Source organism: Pantoea sp. GM_Pan_3, assembly GCF_026541045.1.
In the GTDB taxonomy this organism is placed as follows: Bacteria; Pseudomonadota; Gammaproteobacteria; order Enterobacterales; family Enterobacteriaceae; genus Pantoea; species Pantoea anthophila.
Genome location: NZ_JALNVA010000001.1, coordinates 874368 through 893450, shown reverse-complemented (window position 1 = coordinate 893450; position 19083 = coordinate 874368). Strand labels below are relative to the sequence as shown.

The following is a 19083-nucleotide window of genomic DNA, read 5'->3' as shown; positions in this document are numbered from 1 at the left end:
CATCTATAGCATGCAGCTGCGGCTGTTTCGTCTGAGCAATATCCTAAAAAGGCCCGCGTGGCGCGGCCTCTCCGCTTTTGCTAATGATTGCTTACGGTGATAAAGCAGGCATAACAGCGGTCTTTTCCCTGTTTCGTAACACCTGTGTTTTTTTGTGTCAGGCTAACCCCTTGTTGAATATCCCGCTATTTATACGGGCAATAAACGGACCATTTGTTATGTGAATGTTTAATTATTTGTGAAAATTAATATCGCCTGAAATGACGCATATAGTTTAAAACTTTTAAACAAACGAAACAGAAAACGGACGGTTCTCCCCACGCGCTGATGATTACGCCAGGTGGTCAGCCCGCTGCCGATGAAACAAATGATACAGCGCACGCGCGCCTGCACCACGCTGACCCGCTGCTTTGCCACATCATGGTGCAGTTTCAGGTGTCAGGCCCTGCGCCATAAACGCCTTTTACACCCTCTAACCCAATGAATTAACGATAAATTATTAACGTGCACTCTGAATGCGCCGGTCTGGTACAAAAGTTGCAAAAACCTCTCTAAGCAGACAGGAGAGCATTATGAAAGCAATCGTGATTGGTGGCGGGATTGGCGGTATGAGCAGCGCCATTGCGCTGGAAAAAGCCGGAATAGAAGTTGAGGTGTTTGAAGCCGTGCAGGAGATGAAGCCGGTCGGCGCAGCGATCTCTATCTGGCCTAATGGCGTAAAGTGCCTGAATGCGCTGGGCATGAAAGAGCAACTGCGCGCACTCGGCGGCAACATGGCCTATATGGCCTATCACGACGGCGCAACCGGCGCGCCCCTGACCCGCTTCAGTATGGCCCCGCTGGTGCAGCAGGTCGGCGAATACCCCTGCCCGGTGGCGCGTGCTGAACTGCAGGCGATGCTGATTGATACCTTTGGCCGTGAACGGGTGCAGTTTGGCAAGCGGGTCATCCAGGTCGAAGAGACCGCAGAGGGCGTCATTGCCACCTTCACCGACAACAGTCAGGCACGGGGCGACTTTCTGATTGCCGCCGACGGCACACATTCAGTGGTGCGCGAGTATGTGCTGGAGCAGAAGCTGGAGCGTCGCTATGCCGGTTACGTTAACTGGAACGGACTGGTGACCATTGATGAACGCATCGCGCCTGCCGATCAGTGGACGACATTTGTCGGCGACGGCAAGCGGGTATCGCTGATGCCGGTCAGTGGCAACCGGTTCTACTTCTTCTTTGATGTGCCGCTGCCGAAAGGATTGCCGCAGGATCGCAGCACGGTGAAAGCCGATTTAACCGGCTATTTCCAGGGCTGGGCTGAGCCGGTTCAGCAGCTGATCGCGGCCATCAATCCTGAGACCACCAACCGGGTTGAGATCCATGACATCGAGCCGTTCAGCCGTTTTGTAAAAGGCCGCGTCGCCCTGCTCGGCGATGCGGCGCACAGCACCACCCCCGATATCGGTCAGGGCGGCTGCGCGGCGATGGAAGATGCGGTGGTGCTGGCCGCGACGCTGGCGTCTCACTCACTGGGGATCGAAGATGCGCTGCTGCGCTATCAGGCGCGACGGGTGGAACGGGTCAAAGATCTGGTGCTGAAAGCCCGTAAACGCTGCGAGGTGACCCACGCGCACGACCCGGCGATCACCGCGGCGTGGTATCAGTCACTGAAAAGCGAAACCGGCGAGCGGGTGCTGGCCGGTATGTGTGAAACCATCGAAGGTGGCCCGCTGGGCTGAGATCCTGAACCGGGCTGTCAGTGAGACAGCCCGTCACCTTACTCCTCCGCCAGACCGCGATTTTTCAGCATCGGCTCCAGCTGAGGCGCGGCGCCCCGCCAGCTTTCATACAGCGTTTTCAGATCGCTGCTGTTGCCCCGCGACAGAATTTTCTGCCGGAAGATCTCGCCGTTTTCCCGCGTCAGCCCGCCATGCTCCACAAACCACTGATAGCCATCGTCCGCCAGCATCTGCGTCCAGATATAGGCGTAATACCCGGCAGCATAGCCGCCGCCCCAGATGTGCTGGAAATAGCTGGAGCGATAGCGCGGAGGTACCGCCGCCAGCGCCAGGTTGTCGCTCTGCAGCGACTGCTGCTCAAATCCCGCCACGCTTTGCGGTGCGTTGTCCGGCGTCAGGCCGTGCCAGTGCTGATCCAGCAGGGCGGCAGCCAGCAGCTCGCTCATCTCATAGCCTTTGTTGAACTGAGCGGCGCGGACGATCTTCTCATGCAGCGCATCCGGCATCGCCTCCCCGGTCTGATAGTGACGGGCGTAGTGACGGAACAGTGACGGCTCGCTGGCCCAGTGCTCGTTAATCTGCGACGGGAATTCGACGAAATCGCGCGGGGTTTCGGTGCCTGAGAGACCCGGATAGCGCTGCGTGGCAAACAGGCCGTGCAGCGTATGACCAAATTCGTGGAACATCGTGATCACGTCATCCCAGCTCAGCAGCGCCGGCTCACCGGCAGGCGGTTTTGTGTAGTTGCAGACGTTGTAGATCACTGGTTTGCTGTCGAGCAGCGTCGACTGATTTACAAAATTACTCATCCAGGCGCCGCCGCCTTTACTGTCGCGCTTAAAGAAATCGGTGTAGAAGAGCGCCAGCGGGGTCTCATCAGCATCGAAAATCTCATAGACCTGCACATCCGGGTGATAAACCGGCAGATCCTGACGTGGCGTAAAACGGATGCCATAGAGCCGGGTTGCCGCCTCGAAGACGCCATTGTGCAGCACCGCGTTCAGCTCGAAATAGGGTTTGATCTGGCTTTCATCCAGATCGTAACGGGCACGCCGCACCTGTTCGGCATAAAAACGCCAGTCCCAGGCCTGCAGGAGAAAATCGCCCTGCTGCTGATCGATCGTCTGCTGTATCGCGGCGGCTTCCCGTTCCGCACGGGCGCGCGCGGCAGGCACGATGTTGCGCATAAAGGCCAGCGCCGCCTCAGGGGTTTTTGCCATCTGATCCTGCAGCTTCCAGGCGGCATAGCTGGTAAAGCCCAGCAGCCGGGCCTGCTCCGCCCTGACCTGCGCCAGCCGTAACACCAGCTCGCGGGTATCGTTGTCATCCCCTTTTTCCGTGCGCGTCACGCCCGCCTGAAACAGCGCTTCACGGGTCGCCCGATCGGAAAGACTCTGCAGCGCCGGTTGCTGCGTGGTGTTCTGCAGCACCAGCAGCCAGCTGTTTTCCAGCCCGCGCGCCCGCGCTTCCGCCTGCGCCACCGCGAGGTCGGCCGGGGAGAGCCCCGCCAGCTGCTGCGCATCCCGGACCACCAGACCGCCCGCCTGCGTCGCCGCCAGCAGTTTATTGGTGAAGCGGGTGCTGAGACGCGCCGCCTCCTGATTCAGCGTTTTGAGCTGCAGTTTCTGCGCCTCCGGCAGGTTAGCTCCCGCCAGCTGAAAGCGCTGCCAGACCACCTCGACCAGCCGCTTTGATTCGCTGTCCAGGCTGGCGCGCTGCAGATAGACAGCGTCAAGCCGGGAAAAGAGCGGCCGGTTGAGCATGATGTCATCGTTAAGTGCGGTGAGCTGCGGCGCAATCTCCTCATCCACCTGCTGCAGCAAGGGGCTGGTATGCGCGGAGGTCATGGCGCTGAACACCAGATTGACCCGGTTGAGCAGTTGTCCACTCTTCTCCAGCGCCTCATAGGTGTTGGAAAAGGTGGGAGCCTCGCTGTTATGGGCAATCGCATCGATCTCCCGACGCTTTTCCGCAATGCCCGCCTCAAGCGCGGGCAGGAAGTCCTGCTGCTGGATCTGATCAAAAGGGGGCGCCTGATAAGGCAGTGTGCTGACGCTGAAGAAGGGATTCTGACGGGCGTTCATGGTTCGCTCCTGATGGGCATCGCAAAGACCTTTCCTGACAGGTTGCGGCTGAGGCGACAACTCAGGCGATGCGCTGCTGATAGACGCTGATTATTTCACCTGCAATCGCCACGGCGATTTCGGCGGGCAGCTTGCCTTTGACGTCAGGCAGACCGATCGGACAGCGCAGCCGCGCCAGCGGTTCCGTGCCGACGCCACGGCCAGCGAGCCGGTAGCGAAAACGCTGGTTTTTCGTTTCTGAACCGATCACCCCGGCATAGGCAAAGTCGTTGCGTTTCAGCACCGCTTCGCACAGCGCAAAATCGAGCGGATGGTGGTGGGTCATGATAATGAAGTAGCTCCCGGCGGGAGCCTCCGCCACGCACTCGATCGGCTCCTCCGGCTGCTGGGTCACCACACCGGCAGGCACGTGGCCGAACTGACCGGGACGACTGTCGATCCAGTTGATGTGACAGGGTAACGTAGAGAGCAGGTTCACCAGCGCCTGGCCGACATGCCCGGCGCCGAACAGATAGATTTCCGGCTGCGCCTGCAGCAGAGGCTCAAACAGCAGTGTGGTTTTGCCGCCGCAGCACTGGCCCAGTCGTGCGCCCAGGCTGTACTCCTCGGTGTGGGGCGCGCCTGCCCCGCTCTGCAGCATCAGCCTGGCCTGGGCGATGCACTGAAACTCCAGATGACCGCCGCCAATGGTGAGGAAGCTCTCCTGCTGCGTCACCACCATTTTGCTGCCGCTGTCACGCGGCACCGAACCGTGCTCGCTGAGCACGGTGACCAGGACGCAGCTCTGCCGCTTCTCCCGCAGCTGATGCAGGACGCCTATCCAGTCATGGTAAATCATGTTCTGCTCCTGCCAGACGCTGCACGCCCCAGAAGATCCGCTCCGGCGTGGCAGGGGCATCCAGATGAGGGTGCTGCCGGTAGTCGGCGACGCTGGCAACCGCATCCTGCAGCGCACACCAGGCGGCAATGCCCAGCATAAACGGCGGCTCACCCACGGCTTTGGAGTGGAACACCGTATCCTTTGGATTCCTGCGGTTCTCCACCAGCGTGACCCTGAGATCGGCTGGCACATCACTGATGGCCGGAATTTTGTAGCTCGCCGGTCCATCGGTCAGCAGCTGACCTTTGTCGTTCCAGACCAGCTCTTCACAGGTGAGCCAGCCCACGCCCTGCACAAATCCCCCTTCCACCTGACCGATATCGATGGCCGGATTCAGCGAAGCCCCGACATCATGCAGGATGTCGGCACGCAGCAGGCGCGATTCACCGGTTAAAGTGTCGATCACCACCTCGCAGCAGGCAGCACCGTAGGCAAAGTAGTAGAACGGCTTACCGCGCCCCGCCAGCCGGTCGTAATGAATCCCCGGCACGCGGTAGTAGCCGGTGGCGGAGAGCGGCACCTGATTCAGCCACGCCAGCTTTGCCACCTCGGCGAAGGTGTAGTGCTTATCCCCGGCGCGCACCACGCCGTTGCGGAAACTCACCGCGCTGGCATCACAATCATGCAGCCTGCAGAGCATCTCCGTCATTCTGTCACGCAGGATCTCAGCGGCATTCTGCGCCGCTTTGCCGTTGAGATCCGCGCCGCTGGAGGCCGCGGTTGGCGAGGTGTTAGGCACTTTACCGGTGTCGGTGGCGGTGATCTGGATCTTATCGACCTCAATCTGCAGCACCTCGGCGACAATCTGGATCACTTTGGTGTTCAGTCCCTGGCCCATCTCGGTGCCGCCGTGGTTTAGCTGCACCGTGCCGTCGGTGTAAATCAGGATCAGGGCACCTGCCTGATTGAGAAAGCTGGAGGTAAAGGAGATGCCGAATTTCACCGGCGTCAGCGCCAGTCCGCGCTTCAGCAGCGGGCTGCGGGCGTTGAAGGCGCTGATCTCCGCCCGGCGCGCCTGATAGTCGCTGCTGGCCTCCAGCTGCGCCGTGATCTCATCCAGCAGATTGTCCTCTACCTGCTGGTGGTAATGAGTGATGTTGCGCTCCTGCTTGCCATAGTAGTTACGCTTGCGCAGTTCCAGCGGGTCCAGCCCGCGTTCCCGCGCGATGTGATCCATAATCTGCTCGATGGCCACCATTCCCTGCGGGCCGCCAAACCCGCGATAGGCGGTGTTAGAGGCAGTATTGGTGCGGCAGCGATAGCCGGTGATCCGCGCATCGCCAAGGTAATAGGCGTTATCGGCATGAAACATGGCACGATCGACAATCGATCCGCTGAGATCCAGTGAATAACCGCAGTTTCCCGCCAGATCGATTTTGATGCCGCACAGCCGGCCATCCTCCTCCACGCCCGCCTCATAACGCACAAAGAAGGGGTGACGTTTGCCGGTGACACGCATATCGTCGCGGCGGGAGAGCCGCATCTTCGCCGCCCGCCCGGTCTGACGGGCGACAATGGCGCAGAGGCAGGCCACACCGGCCGCCTGCGTCTCTTTGCCGCCAAAGCCGCCGCCCATACGCCGCATATCAATGGTCACCTGATTCAGGCTGATGCCCATCACCTCTGCCACCAGCTTCTGCACTTCGGTGGGGTTCTGCGTTGAGGAGAAGACCTGCAGCTGGTGATCTTCGCCGGGGATCACCATCGCCGTCTGGGTTTCCAGATAAAAATGCTCCTGTCCGCCGATGTGAAACGCGCCGCTGACCCGATGCGGCGCGCGTGCCAGCGCCGCTTCCACATCACCGCGCTGATGCACGTGCGGTTCCTGAACGAAACTGCGCTGCGCCAGCGCCTGCTCCACATCCAGCAGCGGTTCCAGCACCTCATAGTCAATTACTGCGGCGGCGGCACCGAGGCGGGCCGCCTCCGGCGACTCCGCCGCGACGGCGAGGACGATCTGCCCCAGATAGTCGACTTTGTCATGCGCCAGCAGCGGATCGCCCGGCTCCAGCGGCCCGACATCATTGATACCGGGAACGTCCTGCCAGGTTAACACGCTGACCACGCCCGGCACGGCGTAGCAGGGCTGCACGTCGATGCGCACAATCCGCGCATGTGCATGCTCGCTCAGGCGCGGACAGAGATGCAGCAGACCCGGCAACTCCGGCTTGTCGTCGATGAAGCGCGCTTCCCCGGAGACATGTTTTTCCGCACTTTCATGGCGGTTACTGCGGCCCACGCCGCTCTGCAGATCGGCGGCATACTGCGCCTTGATTACCGCTTCGTTGAGTTCAGGACGGTTATGAGACATAGCGGGTCACCTCGGTACAGGTTATTTCGCCGTTATAGCGATGAAGAAAGCGGCGCAGCAGGTTACGCGCCACCTGCAGCCGATAGGTGCTGCTGGCACGAAAATCGGAGAGCGGCTGGAAATCGTCGGCCAGTGCGGCCGCTGCACGTGACACCGTCACGGCATTAAGGGGCTGACCGATCAACGCCTGTTCACAGTGCTGTGCCCGCTGCGGCGTGGTCGCCATGCCGCCAAAGGCGACGCGGGCGTCGGTCACGATGCCCTGTTCGGTGTGCAGGTTAAAGGCAGCAAAGACCGCCGAGATATCGTCATCCAGCCGTTTGGAAACTTTCCAGGCGACAAAATCAGGTGACACCGTCACCTTATCGATACGAATCGCGCGGATAAACTCGCTTTTTTCCAGCCGGGTCTGCCGGTAGCCGGTAAAAAAGTCGTTCAGCGGCAGGCAGCGCTGCTGCTCGCCGCGTTGCAGTATCAGGCTGGCGTTCAGTGCCAGCAGCATGGGCGACGCGTCTCCGATTGGAGAGGCGTTGCCGATATTACCGCCCAGCGTGCCCTGCAGACGGATTTGCAGGGAGGCAAAGCGTTGCAGCATCTCGCTTACGCCAGGGATGCGGCTGGCCAGAAAATCGCTGACCTGTTGCAGCGACGCGCCTGCACCCAGCAGATAATGGTCATCAAATTCACTGCAGACCTTGAGCGCGGCAACCTGCTCCAGGGCGATGAGCAGCGGCAGCCTTTTATGCTGCTGGGTGATCTGCAGGCTGAGATCGGTGCCTCCGGCAATCAGTACCGCTTCGGGATGCGCCAGATAGATCTCCGCCAGCTGCGCCGGGGTTTTGGGCAGGAAGCAGCGCCGCCCCGCTGCGCCCGTCTCCTGCATCTCCGGGGTCGCCAGCGCTTCAAGACGCTGCACGGTCCCCGCGGCGCTGTGATCAAACTGATCCGTCACCGGCTGCGAACAGAGCTGCTCGGCGGCCGCCATGATGGGCCGGTAGCCGGTGCAGCGGCAGAGATTACCCGCCAGCGCGGTTTCCGCCTGATGACGATCCCAGCCCGTAGCATTTTTTTGCAGCGTGAACAGCGACATCACAAAGCCCGGCGTGCAGAAGCCGCACTGCGAGCCGTGGCAGTCAACCATCGCCTGCTGCGCTGGGTGAAGCGCCCGTCCGTGACGTAAATCTTCAACCGTGATCAGCTGTTTACCCTGCAGCGTGGAGACCAGGGTCAGACAGCTGTTGACCGTTTCATACTGCATCCTGCCATCCACTGCTTTGCCCAGGGTGACGCTGCAGGCGCCACAGTCGCCTGAGGCGCAGCCCTCTTTGGTGCCGGGCCGCTGCTGGCGGGTTCGCAGATAGTTAAGGATAGTGAGATTGGGGTCGAGCGCGGTTTCGCTGACCAGCTGGTTGTTGAGCAGAAACTGGATCATGCGGCTTGCTCCTGTGCGTCACGCTGCCAGACCGGACGACCGGCCACCCAGGTCTGGGCAATATTGCGGTCGTCGCCCAGCGTCATTAAGACAAAAAGTTTTTCCCAGATATCTTTGCTGTTGCCGATGCGCAGCTGCTGCAGGGCAGAAACCGCCGGATCGAGCACCACAAAATCCGCCTCTTTGCCGGTGTTGAAATTCCCGATGGCGTGGTCGAGATCGAGTGCCCGCGCCCCGCCCAGCGTCGCGTGATAAAAGGCTTCGGCGGCGCTGAGCCGGTAGTGCTGCAACTGGCCCACCTTGTAGGCTTCGCCCAGGGTCTGCAGCATGTTAAAGGTGGTGCCCGCGCCGACATCGGTGCCCACCCCCACCTTCACGCCCTGCTGCCAGCTGCGTTTCAGATTAAACAGGCCGCTGCCGAGGAACAGGTTAGAGGTGGGACAGAAGGCAATTGAGGAGTCGGTGTCGTGCATACACTGCCACTCCTTCTCTTCCAGATGCAGGCAGTGGGCAAACACGCTGCGGCGGCCGGTGAGCTGATGATGGTGGTACACATCCAGATAGCCGTCGCGTTCCGGAAAGAGTGCTTTAACCCAGGCCACCTCCTGCGGGTTTTCGCTGAGATGGGTGTGCAGCCAGGTGTCGGGAAACTCCTGACGCAGCTGCTGCACTTTTTCCAGCAGCTGCGGCGAAGAGGTCGGGGCAAAACGCGGCGTCAGCGCATAGCTCAGTCGGCCGCGCTGATGCCAGCGTTCAATCAGTGCCCGGGTCTGCTGATAGCTCTGTTCCGGGGTTTCCGTAAGGTTGTCGGGCGCATTGCGATCCATCATCACTTTCCCGGCAATCAGCCGCATGTTCAGCGCTTCGGCGGCGCTGAACAGCGCCTCGACCGACTGCGGGTGCACGGTACCAAAGACCAGCGCGCTGGTGGTGCCATTGGAGAGCAGCTGATGCAGGAAAAAGGCGGACATCCGGGCGGCATGATCCGGGCAGTGATACTGCGCCTCCACCGGGAATGTGTAGTGATTCAGCCACTCCAGCAGCTGTTCGCCAAAGGCACCGATCATCTCCGTCTGCGGATAGTGTATGTGGGTGTCCACAAAGCCCGGCACGATCAGCCGGCCGCGCAGGTCAGTAACCGGCAGACCCGCCAGCTTCGCCTCAGCCGTCTCCCAGCTCTCCAGACCGGCCACACGTCCGTCACGCAGCAGCAACACGCCATCCTCCAGATAGCGGGCCTGCGTCGCCAGATCGTCGGGATGCTCCACCACGCCGGTGAAGTCAAAGAAGCTGGCGCGTATCGCCGTGTCGGTTGCTGGGTGCATGCTGTTTCCTTTCTGAAAGTGCGATGAGGTGGTGCAGTTAACTCTCTGTTTAACTCTCTGCAACCTGTGTGCCAGATTTACCCTGATTTAAAATCGATAAATATCAGGTATTTATAGAAACTTCCGCCTGTTGCGCAACAAAATAGCCTGTTAAAATCATAGCAACCGTTTGCTTTCATGTCGCAATCGGTTGCGAAGCGCAATTGCCGATTCTGGCGGCGTGTCTGACGCACAGGCTGGCTGCTGCCCTGCCCCTTAACGGTGCAGTGCGCCCCGAAAAGGCGCAGGACGTTGCCCGTAAAAAGGGGTTTACCCCCCTGCCCGTTTTTCTGCGCGCAGAAGCCGAAATGGCATGCTATGGTGAAGCCATCGACGTTGAAAATGGCATAAGGAACAGTGAGATGATTATTTTTGTCACCGGTGCGACGGCCGGTTTTGGTGAAAGTATTACCCGCCGCTTTATCAAAAACGGGCACAAAGTGATCGCCAGCGGACGCCGCGCCGAACGCTTAAAAGCGCTGAAAGATGAGCTGGGTGAGAATCTCTACACCGTCCAGCTGGATGTGCGGAACCGCGCCGCCATCGAAGAAGCTGTGGCGCAGTTACCGGCGGCGTGGCGCGCTATCGATATCCTGGTGAACAACGCCGGTCTGGCGCTGGGCATAGAGCCCGCGCACAAAGCCAGTGTGGAAGACTGGGAAAACATGATCGATACCAACACGAAAGGCCTGGTCTATATGACCCGCGCCCTGCTGCCACAGATGGTCGAGCGTAACGTGGGCCATATCATCAATATCGGCTCGATTGCCGGTAGCTGGCCCTATGCCGGCGGCAACGTTTATGGGGCCACTAAGGCGTTTGTGCGGCAGTTCAGCCTGAACCTGCGCACCGATCTGCACGGCACCGCGCTGCGCGTGACCGATATCGAACCGGGGCTGGTGGGCGGCACCGAGTTCTCTAACGTCCGCTTTAAAGGTGATGATGACAAAGCCGGTCAGGTCTATGAGGGTGCCACCGCCCTGACCCCGGAAGATGTCACGGAAGCTGTTTACTGGGTGGCCACACTGCCAGCGCACGTCAATATCAATACGCTGGAGATGATGCCGGTCAGCCAGACGCTGGCGGGCCTGAAGGTGCACAAGCCTTAATCCTCTGTGCGCCAGCTCTCCCGGCTGGCGCTAGCCACGTCCCCAGCCCAGAACGATAATCAGCATGCCGCTGAACGCGATCAGTGCGCCACTCCAGTCCCAGACGCTCAGCTTCACGCCATCCACCACCCGCAGCCAGAGCAGCGCGGTGAGCACATAGACGCCCCCATACGCGGCATAGACCCGGCCGCTGGCGGCAGGATGCAGGGTCAGCAGCCAGACAAACAGCGCCAGGCTGGCCGCCGCCGGCAGTAACAGCCAGATCGGGCCGCCTTTTTTCAGCCATAACCACGGCAGAAAGCAGCCCGTGATCTCCGCCAGGGCGGTGATAAAAAACAGCAAGGCGGTTTTAATCAGCACCCATACCTCTCCTGAACTTAAACAAACCACGCACCACTGGTGAGCAAAGAAACGGCGATGATATACTACCCGGACCCGCTGCAACAGCCGTCCCGGATGGCGATGTTGGCGATAACGAAAGGATAGTCTGATGAAAAAAATGATCCCTGCTCTGCTTCTGGTTCTGCTGTCTGGTTCCGCCTTCACGGCGGGTGCGACCACCAACCGCCTGATCATCGAAGATGGCAGTTCTGCGCTGAGTAACGAAGCGGCTCGCCAGAATAAAGAGCAATGGAATGACACGCGGATGCTGCGCAACAAGGTGAACAGCCGCGTAGAAAAAGAGTTTGATAAAACCGACCGCGCGTTCGACACCCGCGACAAGTGCGAGCAGAGCCTCAATCTGAACGCCTACTGGGAGCCCAACACCCTGCGCTGTCTGGACCGCCGCTCAGGCCGCCCGGTCACTCCCTGAATTTGCGCTATAGTAATGACGGACGACTAACATAAGGAAGACGTGATGAAGCTACAGAGGGTTTTGTTCACCGCAGCGTTGTTCTCGCTGCCGCTGATGGCGCAGGCTTCCTGCGAATCGGTAAAAGCCGACATCAGTCAGAAAATTGTTCAGAACGGCGTGCCTGAATCGGGCTTCACTCTCGACATCGTCGCCAACGATCAGGTCGATCAGGCGGGCGGTCAGGTGGTCGGGCATTGTGAAAACGACAGCCAGAAGATTGTTTACAAGCGCACCGGCCGGGATGACGAGGCCAGCGTGCCTGCCAGTGCCGGCAGTTCTCAGGACGCACCTGCGCAGCAATAAACCTGTGTTAATCAGGGCGACGGTCTGTCGCCCTGCCGTTTACTCCGCCTGTTCCGGCCGCTGACGCGGCATCATCCACGCCACACCCAGCGCAAACAGCGCAATCACCAGCGCCACCACAAACACCCAGTGCAGTGAGGCGGCAATCGCCTGCACCATCTGCTGCAGCGCCTGTGGCGCCAGCTGCTGACGGCTGGGTTCAGACATAATCTGCTGCACCGGATCGGCCACCTGCGGCAGCCGCCACTGCAGATTGAGATTGAGCACCGCCCCCATGATCGCCGTGCCCACCGCCGAACCGATCATCCTGCTGAACATCACCGAGGCAGTACAGATGCCGCGAATCTGATAGTCCGCCTCGTTTTGCACGGAGACCAGAAACGTGGTGCTGGTCATCCCCATGCCGGTGCCAATCAGGAAGGCGGTAAAGCCCGCCTGATAGAGTGAGCTCGCGGGCTGAAGCAGCAGCAGTAAGGCGCTGCCGCTGACCAGCAGCAGCGCGCCGAGCTGGGCGGTAAAGCGATAGGAGGTCAGCAGCATCAGCCTGCCGCTCAGGGTACTGGCCAGCGGCCAGCCAATCGACATCATCGCCAGCGCGCTGCCCGCCTGTAACGGCGTGCCGCCCCTGATCCCCTGAATCCAGGTCGGCAGAAACGCACTGATCCCCATCATGGCCGCCCCGATAATCAGGTTGCCCGCATTACCGGCAATGATCAGCCGGCTGCGCCAGATCACCAGCGGAAACAGCGGTGCCGCGGCCCGCTGCTCGTGGCGTTTCAGCTGCCAGCCTGCCAGCAGTGAACAGAGCAGAAAAGGGATCAGCCAGTATCCGAGCAGCTCCGCCTGCAACAGCGCCACCAGCAGCGCGGAGACGCAGAGCATCAGCCAGCCGCTGCCCGCGAGGTTGAGGGGAGCCGATTTCTCCTCCTGCTGATGCGCCGGTAACCAGCGCGCCAGCATCAGCATGCTGATCAGGCCAATCGGCAGATTGACCCAGAAAATCACGGACCAGCTGAAGTGCTGCACCAGCCAGGCTCCGGTCAGCGGCCCGACGATGGCCGCCACTCCCCAGACGCTGGAGAGCCAGCCCTGAACGCTGGCGCGCTCGCGCGGCGAATAGATGTCCGCCACGATGGTGGAGCTGATCGGCATGATGGCCCCCGCCCCCAGCCCCTGAAACGCCCGGAAGAGGATCAGCCAGGTCATGGAGTGGGCGAAGCCACACAACACCGATCCGAGCAGGAAAAGGGAGGTGCCGGTAAAAAACATGGTTTTACGCCCCACCTTATCCGCCAGCCGGCCATAGAGCGGCACGCTGACCGCCTGCGTCAGCAGATAGATGGAGAAGACCCAGCCAAACTGCGAAAAACCGCCGAGGTCGGCAATGATGGTGGGCATGGCGGTGGCCACGATGGTGACTTCGATAGCCGCCATAAACATCGCCAGCATGCAGGCAATCAGTATCCAGTGGCGGTGTCCGGTCCGGAGTTGTGCACTTTCAGTCATAGGGTTCCTTTTTTATCAGCAAGGCTAGCTGAAAATCAGCCCGTGCAGTTTCCTGAACGTGCGCATTTCCTGCACCATCTGTGACGGTGTCACTAAAAGTCGATGAATTTTTTTTATTGACGCATCAGCCCAGTGGCTACGCGGCCTTAACACCATTTTAACCAGTTTCTCACTCGCCGGAGAAAGGCTGAAAAGCTGGCTTGCCGGGTAAAGGGCTGCTATAGCAGTAAAGCATCTTTCTCAGTGTTCACTGAAAAAGAGTAGGTAAATACGCATTTTGTCTACATTTTATCGCAGTTTCGGTTTTGGGTGCGGCGGCCTTTTTTGCTGCATCTGTCGGACTGTTTAGCGCTGTTATAACAATTGAGATCGTTATCAGGGAGATTCTCCTATGCAAAATGCTTCACTGGCCCGACGCGCCGGTCTGGCACTGCTTGCAGTGGTCGCAGTGATTGCGGTGCTGATCTGGGGCCTCGGCTGGGATCAGCTGGTCGCCCGTAAGGTCGACCTGCTTTATCTCGGGCAACAACACCTCTTCTTAGTGTTCTGGTCAATGCTGTTCGCCCTGCTGGTCGGTATTCCCAGCGGCATCCTGCTCAGTCGCCCGTTTGCCCGCCGCTGGGCCGAGTATGTGATGCAGATTTTCAACATCGGTAACACCCTGCCGCCGCTGGCGGTGCTGGCTCTGGCGATGGTCATTATCGGGATTGGCGACCGTCCGGCGCTGATAGCCCTGTTTCTGGCCTCGCTGCTGCCTATCGTCCGCAACACCTTCTCCGGCCTGAGCGCCGTTCCCCCGTCACTGATTGAAGCCGCCAACGGCATCGGTATGACTAAACTGCAGCGTCTGCGCCGGGTGGAGTTGCCGAATGCCCTGCCGGTGATCCTCTCCGGCGTGCGCATCGCAACGGCCATTAATGTCGGAACCGCCCCGCTGGCGTTCCTGATCGGGGCCAGCAGCTTCGGCGAGCTGATCTTCCCCGGCATCTATCTGAATGACTTTCCGACGCTGATCCTCGGCGCTGTTGCTACCGCACTGGTGGCACTGGTGCTGGATATGTTGCTGGCTGCACTGGGCCGCTTACTGAGCCCGCACGCGGCGGTCTGACCACAAGGAGCTTTGCAATGCTAACGCACTGGATAAAGAAGAGCGTGGTGGCGCTTACCGCGACGCTGCTGCTAAGCCAGACGGCACAGGCGGCTGCCCCGCTGGTGATGGCGACCAAGAGTTTCACCGAGCAGCATATTCTCTCCGCCATGACCGTACTGTGGCTGAAGAAGAAAGGCTTTGAGGTGGTGCCCAAACGGAATATTGCCACCACCATCGGCCGTAACGCGCTGCTGAATAAGCAGATCGATATGGTCTGGGAGTACACCGGGACTTCACTGATTATTTTCAACCACATCAGCCAGCCGATGTCGTCTCAGCAGGCCTATGAGACGGTGAAAAAACTGGATGCAAAACTGGGGCTGGTCTGGCTTGACCCGGCACCGATGAACAACACCTACGCCTTTGCCATGACCCGGAAACGGGCCGAAAAAGAGGGTATCAGCACGATGTCGCAGCTGGTCGCAAAGATTGAGCAGGTGCGGAAGACCGACCCGGACCATAACTGGCGACTCGGGCTGGACCTGGAGTTTTCAGGGCGTTCCGACGGCATGAAGCCGCTGCAGAAAACCTACGACCTGACGCTGGATCGCCCGCAGATCCGGCAGATGGACCCCGGCCTGGTCTATAACGCCATTCGCGACGGCTTTGTCGATGCCGGTCTGATCTACACCACCGATGGCCGGGTAAAAGGATTTGACCTGAAAGTGCTGGAAGATGATAAGCATTTCTTCCCCAGCTACAACGTGACGCCCGTGGTGCGTCAGGATGTGCTGGCGAGCCATCCGGGTCTGGACACCGCGCTCAATCAGCTCTCGGCGCAGATCACCGATGAGGCGATTACCGAGCTGAATAAGCGGGTCGACATCGATCACCAGTCGCCGGAGAAAGTGGCGCGTGATTTCCTTCAATCCAAAAACATGCTGTAAGGAGGCACTGTGGATACCCTTCACTACATCATGGATAACTGGAATACCCTGCTGACCCTGAGCTGGCAGCACAGCTGGCTGGTGCTGGTCGCGGTCGGACTGGCGATTGTCATTGGCGTGCCGCTCGGCATTCTGATTGTCCGGGTCCGCTGGCTGGCGGCCCCGATTCTCGGCATCGCCACCGTGGTGCTGACCATCCCGACCATTGCGCTATTTGGTCTGATGATCCCGCTCTTTTCACTGATCGGTCAGGGCATTGGTGCGCTGCCCGCCATCACCGCTGTGTTCCTCTATTCTCTGCTGCCGATTGTGCGCAACACGCACACCGCACTGGAGAACCTGCCGGGCGGTCTGCGTGAGGCGGGTCGTGGTATCGGTATGACCTTCTGGCAGCGTCTGCGCTGGGTGGAGATCCCGATGGCGCTGCCGGTCATTTTTGGCGGCATCCGCACCGCCGTGGTGATGAACGTCGGCGTCATGGCGATTGCCGCCGTGATTGGAGCCGGTGGCCTGGGCCAGCTGCTGCTGGATGGCATCAGCGGCAGTGATATTCGCATGTTAATTGCCGGGGCACTGATGATCTGTCTGCTGGCTATTTTTCTTGACTGGCTGCTGCACCGTTTGCAGCAGGCGCTGACTCCTAAGGGGATTCGATAATGATCACGCTGGAAAACCTGACGAAAACCTTTACCCAGAAAAACGGTACCACCAATAAAGCCGTCGATAACGTCAGTCTGCATGTGCCAGCCGGTGAGATGTGCGTCCTGCTGGGGCCATCGGGCTGCGGAAAAACCACTACCCTGAAGATGATTAACCGCCTTATCCCTGCCACCAGTGGCCGGATTCTGATCAATGGCGAAGATACCAGTACGCAGGATACCACCACCCTGCGTCGCAACATCGGCTATGTGATCCAGCAGATTGGACTGTTCCCGAACATGACCATCGAAGAGAACATTACCGTGGTGCCGCGCATGCTGGGCTGGGATAAGAAGCAGTGTCACGAGCGCGCGACCGAGCTGATGAGCATGGTGGCGCTGGACCCGACTAAATTCCTGCATCGCTATCCGCGAGAGATGTCCGGCGGTCAGCAGCAGCGCATCGGGGTGATTCGTGCGCTGGCGGCGGATCCACCGGTGCTGCTGATGGATGAGCCTTTCGGGGCGGTTGACCCGATTAACCGTGAAGTCATTCAGAACGAGTTTCTTGATATGCAGCGTCAGCTGAAGAAAACCGTGATGCTGGTGAGTCACGATATCGATGAGGCGCTGAAGCTCGGCGACCGGATTGCGGTGTTTGGTCAGGGTAAGATCGTGCAGTGCGCCAGCCCGGATGAGCTGCTGGCCACACCGGCGAATGATTTCGTCGGCTCGTTTGTCGGTCAGGACCGCACGCTGAAGCGCCTGCTGCTGGTGCAGGCGGGGGACGTCACCGATCAGCAGCCCACCATTACCGTGCGTCGTTCTACGCCGCTGGAGGAAGCCTTTGGCACCATGGATGAGAACGATATGCGCTCGATTACCGTGGTCGATGAGGATGGCAAACCGCTGGGCTTCGTGAAGCGTCGCGAGGCGCGCAACGTCAGCGGCCGCTGTGAAGAGCGCCTGCACACCTTTAAGGTAACCGGCAAAGCGGAAGAGAACCTGCGCGTGGTGCTGTCAAAGCTCTATGAACACAACACGGTCTGGATGCCGATTGTTGATGAGGAGGGTCGTTACAGCGGTGAGATTTCGCAGGATTATATCGCCGACTACCTGAGTTCAGGCCGCACGCGTCGTCGTCTGAATACGTAGACTCCTCTGTAGATGAAAGGGCCACACGGCCCTTTTTTGTTACCGTGGACAGGCCCGAATTAAACCGCAATAACGTTACTTAAGGCGAAGGGAACAGGGTCAGAAGAGGAAAGCGTCCCGCGCCAGGGATGGCGCGGGCCGGGCCTGTCATGGATGACATCTTTTGCGTCTTTCCGATCTGACCCTGTTCCCTGCGCAGGTGCGATCTTACAGCAAGCCGGGCCACAGGCTGGCAACCCGTCCCGCTGGCGGATTCCTCTCAGCCGGTCATCCCTCCGTCAGCGTCTCTGCCTCAACCTCTTCCACCGTCCGCGCCTCATCCGGCAGCACCAGATTCAGCACAATGGCCAGGATGCCACCGGTAGTGACTGCATGACCAAACAGGCTGCCGATCAGCGGCGGGAACTGCTTCAGCACGTCCGGCACCGCTTCCACACCCAGCCCGATGCCGAAGGCGATCGCGACGATCAGCATCTCGCGGCGACCAAGCGGTGTCTGGGTCATCACCCGGATACCGGCCGCAACCACGCTGCCAAACATCACTACGGTCGCGCCGCCCAGTACCGGCGGTGGGATCTGCTGCAGCAGGGAGCCAACCGCCGGAAAGAGCCCCAGCAGCGCCAGCATAATGCCCAGCAGCATCCCCACGTAGCGGCTGGCAACGCCGGTCATCTGGATGACGCCGTTATTCTGCGCGAAGGTGGTGTTAGGAAAGGCCGAGAAAACCGCGGCCAGCACGCAGCTCAGGCCATCGGCGACAATACCGCCCTGCAGCCGCTGCTGGAAAGGCTTACCGGTGATCGGCTGCTGTGAAATCAGACAGTTGGCCGTCAGATCGCCCACCGCTTCAATCACCGCGATGACAGATACCAGCGCGATAGGCAGAAAAATAGTCCAGTCGAAGGCGAAACCAAAGCGGAAAAAGGCCGGCAGCACCAGCCAGCTGCTCTCCGGCGCGGCCTTCAGCTGCAGATGGCCGGTTAACGCCGCCGCCACACACCCGATGGCGATACCCGCGACCACGGCAACCAGCCGCGCCCAGCGGTTTCGCGAGCGGTTCAGCGCAACAATCACCAGCAGCGTCAGCGCACCCAGCGCCAGATTTCCCGGCGCGCCAAAGTCCGTGGCATTGTGGCCACCCGCCCAGTCGGTGATGCTCACTTTGATCAGGCTGATACCAATCAGCGTAATCACGCTGCCGGTGACGACCGGCGTCAGCACCTTGCGCAGCGCGCCGACGCAGCGGCTGATCAGCACCGGGATCAGTGCCGCCACCAGGTTGCAGCCAAACAGCATCGCCAGAATCTCTTCAGGTGAACCGCCACGCCCCTTGATCATTAACCCACCCGACAGGATCACACCCAGAAACGCAAAGCTGGTGCCCTGCAGACAGATCATCCCGGCACCGACGCCATAAAAGCGCCGGGCCTGCATAAAGGTGCCCAGACCGGAAACAAACAGGGACATGCTGATCAGATAAGGAATATAGGCCTGCAGTCCCAGCACCGAACCGATAATCAGCGGCGGGGTAATAATGCCGACGACGCTGGCAAGCAGATGCTGCAGTGCGGCAAAGAATGCCGGTACGGGACCAATGCGGGCTTCAAGCCCATATAACAAACCTTTCTCGTGCGAGTGCGACATGGTGGTGCTCCAGCTCTGTGTGGTTAGCGGAGTT

The 19083-nt window shown here is 59.9% G+C and carries 16 protein-coding genes; 8 read left to right on the top strand and 8 right to left on the bottom strand.

The window, feature by feature from the left end:
• Nucleotides 1-572 precede the first annotated feature (572 nt).
• The gene (gene hpxO, locus OXR04_RS04230; RefSeq protein ID WP_058957933.1) at nt 573-1730 is read left to right on the top strand and encodes an FAD-dependent urate hydroxylase HpxO; all 1158 of its coding nucleotides are present in this window, start codon (nt 573-575) and stop codon (nt 1728-1730) included.
• Between the two features lie 38 nt (nt 1731-1768).
• On the opposite strand, the gene dcp is transcribed toward hpxO, so the two are convergent.
• From dcp to guaD, 5 genes are all read right to left on the bottom strand, one after another.
• On the bottom strand, nt 1769-3814 hold the full coding sequence (dcp, locus tag OXR04_RS04225) for a peptidyl-dipeptidase Dcp (protein WP_267369318.1): 2046 nt from the start codon (nt 3812-3814) through the stop codon (nt 1769-1771).
• Between the two features lie 61 nt (nt 3815-3875).
• Entirely contained in the window at nt 3876-4652 is a 777-nt protein-coding gene (xdhC, locus tag OXR04_RS04220; protein WP_267369317.1) for a xanthine dehydrogenase accessory protein XdhC, read from the bottom strand.
• The gene (gene xdhB / locus OXR04_RS04215; RefSeq protein WP_267369316.1) at nt 4639-7005 is read right to left on the bottom strand and encodes a xanthine dehydrogenase molybdopterin binding subunit; all 2367 of its coding nucleotides are present in this window, start codon (nt 7003-7005) and stop codon (nt 4639-4641) included. The genes xdhC and xdhB overlap by 14 nt, the downstream gene beginning before the upstream one ends.
• Nucleotides 6995-8437 (bottom strand): xanthine dehydrogenase small subunit, encoded by a 1443-nt coding sequence (gene xdhA / locus OXR04_RS04210; RefSeq protein WP_267369315.1) that lies wholly within the window; start codon nt 8435-8437, stop codon nt 6995-6997. The genes xdhB and xdhA overlap by 11 nt, the downstream gene beginning before the upstream one ends.
• Nucleotides 8434-9762: a guanine deaminase gene (guaD, locus tag OXR04_RS04205; protein WP_267369314.1), complete on the bottom strand. Its 1329-nt coding sequence runs from the start codon at nt 9760-9762 to the stop codon at nt 8434-8436. Before guaD ends, xdhA begins: the two co-directional genes overlap by 4 nt.
• Before the next feature lie 401 nt (nt 9763-10163).
• Between guaD and ydfG the strand changes: the two genes are divergently transcribed.
• Nucleotides 10164-10910, top strand: a complete 747-nt coding sequence (ydfG, locus tag OXR04_RS04200) for a bifunctional NADP-dependent 3-hydroxy acid dehydrogenase/3-hydroxypropionate dehydrogenase YdfG (protein WP_009090152.1) — start codon at nt 10164-10166, stop codon at nt 10908-10910.
• A 30-nt stretch (nt 10911-10940) separates the two neighbouring features.
• On the opposite strand, the gene OXR04_RS04195 is transcribed toward ydfG, so the two are convergent.
• On the bottom strand, nt 10941-11267 hold the full coding sequence (locus OXR04_RS04195) for a YnfA family protein (protein WP_058957952.1): 327 nt from the start codon (nt 11265-11267) through the stop codon (nt 10941-10943).
• A gap of 133 nt (nt 11268-11400) precedes the next feature.
• On the opposite strand from OXR04_RS04195, the gene OXR04_RS04190 reads away from it, so the two are divergent.
• On the top strand, nt 11401-11724 hold the full coding sequence (locus tag OXR04_RS04190) for a DUF1283 family protein (protein ID WP_058957929.1): 324 nt from the start codon (nt 11401-11403) through the stop codon (nt 11722-11724).
• 45 nt (nt 11725-11769) lie between these two features.
• Complete coding sequence (locus OXR04_RS04185; RefSeq protein ID WP_009090146.1) at nt 11770-12069, top strand: DUF1161 domain-containing protein; 300 nt, start codon at nt 11770-11772, stop codon at nt 12067-12069.
• A gap of 39 nt (nt 12070-12108) precedes the next feature.
• On the opposite strand, the gene OXR04_RS04180 is transcribed toward OXR04_RS04185, so the two are convergent.
• Nucleotides 12109-13575: an MDR family MFS transporter gene (locus tag OXR04_RS04180; RefSeq protein ID WP_267369313.1), complete on the bottom strand. Its 1467-nt coding sequence runs from the start codon at nt 13573-13575 to the stop codon at nt 12109-12111.
• A gap of 391 nt (nt 13576-13966) precedes the next feature.
• Between OXR04_RS04180 and OXR04_RS04175 the strand changes: the two genes are divergently transcribed.
• Genes OXR04_RS04175 through osmV form a run of 4 tightly spaced genes read left to right on the top strand, consistent with a single transcriptional unit; the run spans nt 13967 to nt 17405 of the window.
• Nucleotides 13967-14683, top strand: coding sequence for an ABC transporter permease (locus tag OXR04_RS04175; protein WP_009090143.1), 717 nt, complete (start codon nt 13967-13969; stop codon nt 14681-14683).
• Between the two features lie 17 nt (nt 14684-14700).
• Nucleotides 14701-15612: a glycine betaine ABC transporter substrate-binding protein gene (locus tag OXR04_RS04170; RefSeq protein WP_267369312.1), complete on the top strand. Its 912-nt coding sequence runs from the start codon at nt 14701-14703 to the stop codon at nt 15610-15612.
• Nucleotides 15613-15621: 9 nt separating this feature from the next.
• Nucleotides 15622-16269 (top strand): osmoprotectant ABC transporter permease OsmW, encoded by a 648-nt coding sequence (gene osmW / locus OXR04_RS04165; RefSeq protein ID WP_058957927.1) that lies wholly within the window; start codon nt 15622-15624, stop codon nt 16267-16269.
• A complete protein-coding gene (gene osmV / locus OXR04_RS04160) occupies nt 16269-17405 on the top strand; it encodes an osmoprotectant ABC transporter ATP-binding protein OsmV (RefSeq protein WP_009090137.1) in 1137 nt (378 codons plus the stop codon). Before osmW ends, osmV begins: the two co-directional genes overlap by 1 nt.
• A gap of 267 nt (nt 17406-17672) precedes the next feature.
• Here the strand turns inward: osmV and OXR04_RS04155 are convergent, their stop codons facing one another.
• Nucleotides 17673-19049, bottom strand: coding sequence for a nucleobase:cation symporter-2 family protein (locus OXR04_RS04155; protein WP_009090135.1), 1377 nt, complete (start codon nt 19047-19049; stop codon nt 17673-17675).
• Nucleotides 19050-19083 lie beyond the last annotated feature (34 nt).